Origin of the sequence: Actinotalea sp., from assembly GCF_041597215.1 — a bacterium.
In the GTDB taxonomy this organism is placed as follows: domain Bacteria; phylum Actinomycetota; class Actinomycetes; order Actinomycetales; family Cellulomonadaceae; genus Actinotalea.
The window spans coordinates 1-3,950 of sequence record NZ_JBFHHB010000275.1 but is presented as its reverse complement, the minus strand read 5'-3'; the positions used below and the strand labels follow the sequence as shown (position 1 = coordinate 3,950).

At 73.9% G+C, this 3,950-nt stretch carries 4 protein-coding genes, 1 pseudogene and 1 riboswitch; of the genes and pseudogenes, 2 read left to right on the top strand and 3 right to left on the bottom strand.

What is annotated here, in order from left to right; all coding sequences use genetic code 11:
* Positions 1-178: 178 nt before the first annotated feature.
* Positions 179-685 carry a low molecular weight protein-tyrosine-phosphatase gene (locus ABWK99_RS14480; RefSeq protein ID WP_372595405.1) on the bottom strand — a complete coding sequence of 169 codons (507 nt, stop codon included), beginning with the start codon at positions 683-685 and terminating at the stop codon, positions 179-181.
* Positions 686-1,027: 342 nt separating this feature from the next.
* Between ABWK99_RS14480 and ABWK99_RS14475 the strand changes: the two genes are divergently transcribed.
* Positions 1,028-2,605: a hypothetical protein gene (locus tag ABWK99_RS14475; protein ID WP_372595404.1), complete on the top strand. Its 1,578-nt coding sequence runs from the start codon at positions 1,028-1,030 to the stop codon at positions 2,603-2,605.
* Between the two features lie 16 nt (positions 2,606-2,621).
* Here the strand turns inward: ABWK99_RS14475 and ABWK99_RS14470 are convergent, their stop codons facing one another.
* The gene (locus ABWK99_RS14470; protein ID WP_372595403.1) at positions 2,622-2,765 is read right to left on the bottom strand and encodes a hypothetical protein; all 144 of its coding nucleotides are present in this window, start codon (positions 2,763-2,765) and stop codon (positions 2,622-2,624) included.
* A 15-nt stretch (positions 2,766-2,780) separates the two neighbouring features.
* A riboswitch (cyclic di-GMP riboswitch) is annotated at positions 2,781-2,855 on the bottom strand.
* Positions 2,856-3,041: 186 nt separating this feature from the next.
* On the opposite strand from ABWK99_RS14470, the gene ABWK99_RS14465 reads away from it, so the two are divergent.
* Positions 3,042-3,650 (top strand): D-alanyl-D-alanine carboxypeptidase family protein, encoded by a 609-nt coding sequence (locus ABWK99_RS14465; protein ID WP_372595402.1) that lies wholly within the window; start codon positions 3,042-3,044, stop codon positions 3,648-3,650.
* A gap of 39 nt (positions 3,651-3,689) precedes the next feature.
* On the opposite strand, the pseudogene ABWK99_RS14460 reads toward ABWK99_RS14465, so the two are convergent.
* Positions 3,690-3,950: pseudogene (locus ABWK99_RS14460) on the bottom strand (hypothetical protein); the annotation flags it as partial.

The following is a 3,950-nucleotide window of genomic DNA, read 5'->3' as shown; positions in this document are numbered from 1 at the left end:
TGCAGACGCGAGGAGGAGGGCAGCACCCTGCGCTCGATCAGCTGGGTGCAGACCTGCCGGCCCACGTCCCCGGTGGCGCCGAGCACCGCGATGTCCATCCGCCGAGCCTAGGCCGCGCAGATGTCGACGCTGTTGCCGGGCAGGGACGCCGGCTCGCTCGCGTCAGTCGTCGATGTCCTCAGTGGGCGGCGCGCACGTGCGCGACGACTCCCGCCGCGGCGGCCTCGATCATCAGCAGGGTGTCCTCGAAGTCCTCCTCGACCCCGTACCAGGGGTCCGCGACGTCGAGAAGATGACCGCTCACGCCCTCGACCTGCGGGTCGAAGGACCGCAGCATCCGGAGCCGGCCCGGGGCCAGTGCGCCGCCCACGAGGTTCTCGAGGGCGTGGACGTGCGTGGCTGTCATCGCGAGCACCAGGTCGCGAGCGCGCAGGTCCCCGTCGGTGACGCGACGGGCCCGGTGGGGCGGCACGGTGTAGCCGTGCCGTTCGAGCACCCTGCGCGCGCGGGGGTCGACGGGGTTGCCGTGCTCCTCGTCGCTGGTCCCCGCCGAGTCGACCAGGACGTGCCCCATCCCGGCCTCGGCGAAGCGCTCGCGCAGCACGATCTCGGCCATCGGCGACCGGCAGATGTTCCCGGTGCACACGGTCATCACGCGGTAGGGCCGCAGGGGACTCGAAGCCATGGGGTCCATCCTGGCAGGGGTCGAGCGCGCGGGCAGGGAACAGCCCGTGGGCTGCCGGTCGGTGACCGGCGTGCCGCGCTGGACGAGGCGCGGCCCCCACGGGCTGCGGTGACTGCCGGGATCTCGCGTCGCCCTCGGCGACAGGGGATCGTGCAGATCCGTCCGATGGGCGACTAGCGGGCAGTCACCTCACGCGTCCTGGAAGACATCATCCCTGGACCACCTCCTCTCCCGTGTGCGACGACGGTACGTCCGCTGCGCACGTCGCGCACCCGATTTTCGGGAGCCGTAGAGTCGGGCCGTCCCCGCGATCCGGCGGGGCAGCGAGCGACCGGGAGCCGGATGCGACGCAGGGTGGGCTGGGCGCTGCTCCTCGTCGTGCTCGCGCTGGCGGTGGTGGCGCTGCTCGCGCAGAGCCCCGCCGGGACGCCGACCACCACCTCGCCGCCCGCGGCCGGCGCGCCCACGCCGACGCCGTCGCCGAGCCCGACGAGCCGGTCAGCCGTGCTGCGCGCGCTCGACGGGACGACGCAGGTCGTGGACGGGTCCGACTCCCTCGAACGGGCGGCGGCGATGAGCGAGGCCCTCGTGCTCTCCTCGCCCGCCGTCGTGCTCGTCTCGACGCAGGAGCCGGACCTCCTGGCGCGCGCCGCCTCGATCGCGACAGCGCTCGGCGTCCCGCTCCTGCTGACCGGGCAGGACCCGGACGGCCGGACGGCCGCCGAGATCACGCGGCTCGGCGCAGCTGACGCGATCGTGGTCGGTGCGGCGGACCCGGAACCCGCGATCGCGGGCCTGCGGTTGCGGCACGCTCCCGAGGACCCCTCGGCCCTGGCGCGCCTGGTCGGCTTCGCGGGGAGCGGCCTGCCGCCGACCGTGCCCGCCGCGCCGGCCACCGACGCCCTCGTCCTCGACGACGGCGACCCCTCCGTCCTCGGCGCGGTCGCCACCGCCCGAGCGGTCGGTGCGACGGTGGTGCGCGTCCCCGGTGGGGACCCGCGCGCCTCGAGCGCGACCGTGCAGGCCGTCTCCGCGGCGACGACCGAGTCGACGACGGTCCTTGCCGTGGGCCCTGCCTTCGACCCGGCAGAGCTCGCCTGGACGGTCGCGACCGCCGCCACCGGTGTCGAGCTGCCGGGCGGCGGTCAGCTGCTCTTCCCCGGGCGCCGGATCGTCGCCCTCTACGGCAACCCGGGTACCCCGGCGCTCGGCCTGCTCGGTGAGCAGGACCTCGCCGGGAGCATCGAGCGCGCCAGAGGACTCGCCGCCACCTACCAGGCCCTGACCCCCGAGACGGTGGTCCCCGGCTTCGAGATCATCGCGACGATCGCCTCCCGCGACGCGGGGGCCGACGGCGACTACTCCGACGAGATGTCGGCGGAGGCCCTCCTGCCGTGGGTGCAGGGAGCACGGGAGGCGGGGATCTACGTCGTGCTCGACCTCCAGCCGGGCCGCACGGACTTCCTCACCCAGGCGAAGCGCTACGAGAGCCTGCTGGTCGAGCCCAACGTCGGGCTCGCGCTCGACCCGGAGTGGCGCCTCGCCCCCGACCAGGTGCACCTGCGCCAGATCGGCTCGGTCGGGGTGGACGAGGTCAACGCCGTCTCGGCCTGGTTGGCGGACCTCACGCGCGAGCGCGCGCTGCCGCAGAAGCTCTTCGTGGTGCACCAGTTCGCGTCACGGATGATCGACGGTCGCGAACGGCTCGACCTGAGCCGCTCGGAGCTCGCCGTGATGGTGCACGTGGACGGTCAGGGCTCCCAGCCGGCGAAGGCCGGGACCTGGGCGGCCCTGCGGCGCGATGCGCCGGCGGGGCTGTGGTGGGGGTGGAAGAACTTCATCGACGAGGACTCGCCGATGCTCACCCCTGAGCAGACGCTCCAGGTGGACCCCGTCCCCGACCTGGTGACCTACCAGTGACGGGTACCGACGGCGCTCAGGCCGCGGGCTGGCTCGGGAGGATCCCGGTCGTGGACAGCTGGGCCGCCATCGACGCCCACCGGGCGAGCGCCGCCGGGGGGATCCGCAGGGCCGCGTCCTGGAGCTCGGAGCCGGAGATCGACGAGGACTGCTCGTGCATGGTGGCCTCTTCCCGTTCGGTGGCCCGGCTGACCCTGGGGGTCCCGTGGCTTTGCGTCCCCGCCTCACGACGGGTTTGCCCTTCTCGCTGACACCCCGAGACTAGCCAGCCGCCAGGCGACACCCGGGCCCACGGGCGCCCACCACCCGTTCGGCGCAGGGATTTCACCCGCTCGTGGCGGGTCGGCACCCCTGGCGGCGAAGCAGGCTCGCCCCGACCCCTCAGCCGGCAGCCCGCCCCGCCGATGGGAGGTCGAGCCGTCTCCCGAGGAGGACCGTGGACGCCATCAGCTCGATCCAGTCGCGGATCGCCGAGATCCAGACCCGGATCGCCTCGCTGGAGAGTGCGACCCCCGCCGTCGCGGTGCTCGGCGGGACGTCCTCCACGACGGCGTCGTCGGGCTTCGCGAGCGTGCTGGCGTCCGAGCAGGCCCGCAGCGTCGGATCGGCCACGGCCGTCGGCTCGGGCCGCAGCGCCCTGAACGCCAAGGGCGTCCCGCTCGCGTACGTGGCCTACGGCAACGGCAAGGTGCCCTCCACCGAGCTCAGCACGATCTCGGGCACCTCTGCCCAGCTGTGGCCGAACGCGGCGCGCTCCTTCGAGGCGATGCGTTCCGCTGCCGCGGCCGACGGGGTGACGATCGGCGTCACCGACTCCTACCGCTCCTACGAGGCGCAGGTCGACGTCGCCGCCCGCAAGGGGATCTACGGCCAGGGGGGCCTCGCGGCCGTCCCCGGGACGAGCGACCACGGCTGGGGCATGGCCCTCGACCTCAGGCTGGACGACGCGGCCCAGTCGTGGATGCAGGCGAACGCCCAGACGTACGGATACGTCGACGACACCCCTGGCGAGAGCTGGCACTGGCACTACGTGCCGACGAGCTGAGGACGCGTCCTGCCCGCGGGCTCCCGGGCGGCGCCCGGCTCAGAGCACGAGGATCGAGATCCGCCCGGAACCGTAGCCGGAGACGGCCACCGCCAGGTCCAGGCGGTGCACGTAGGCGAGAGCCAACGAGGCCACGTCCGTCGGCAGCACCTCACGCGGGGCGTGGGCCGCGTGGAGCCGCACATGGGGGGCGCCCTGCCGGTTGAAGAGGGATGCCGCCACGTTGAGGATCTCGGCAGCATTCTCGTACAGGGCCGGGCTCAGCCGGTCGTCCTCGACGGCTGACCGGGCGACGTGGCT

Bases quoted from the DNA above. Each gene is read 5' to 3' on its own strand.
- ABWK99_RS14480 (WP_372595405.1), bottom strand. From the start codon at position 685: ATGGCTTCGAGTCCCCTGCGGCCCTACCGCGTGATGACCGTGTGCACC.
- ABWK99_RS14475 (WP_372595404.1), top strand. From the start codon at position 1,028: ATGCGACGCAGGGTGGGCTGGGCGCTGCTCCTCGTCGTGCTCGCGCTG.
- ABWK99_RS14470 (WP_372595403.1), bottom strand. From the start codon at position 2,765: ATGCACGAGCAGTCCTCGTCGATCTCCGGCTCCGAGCTCCAGGACGCG.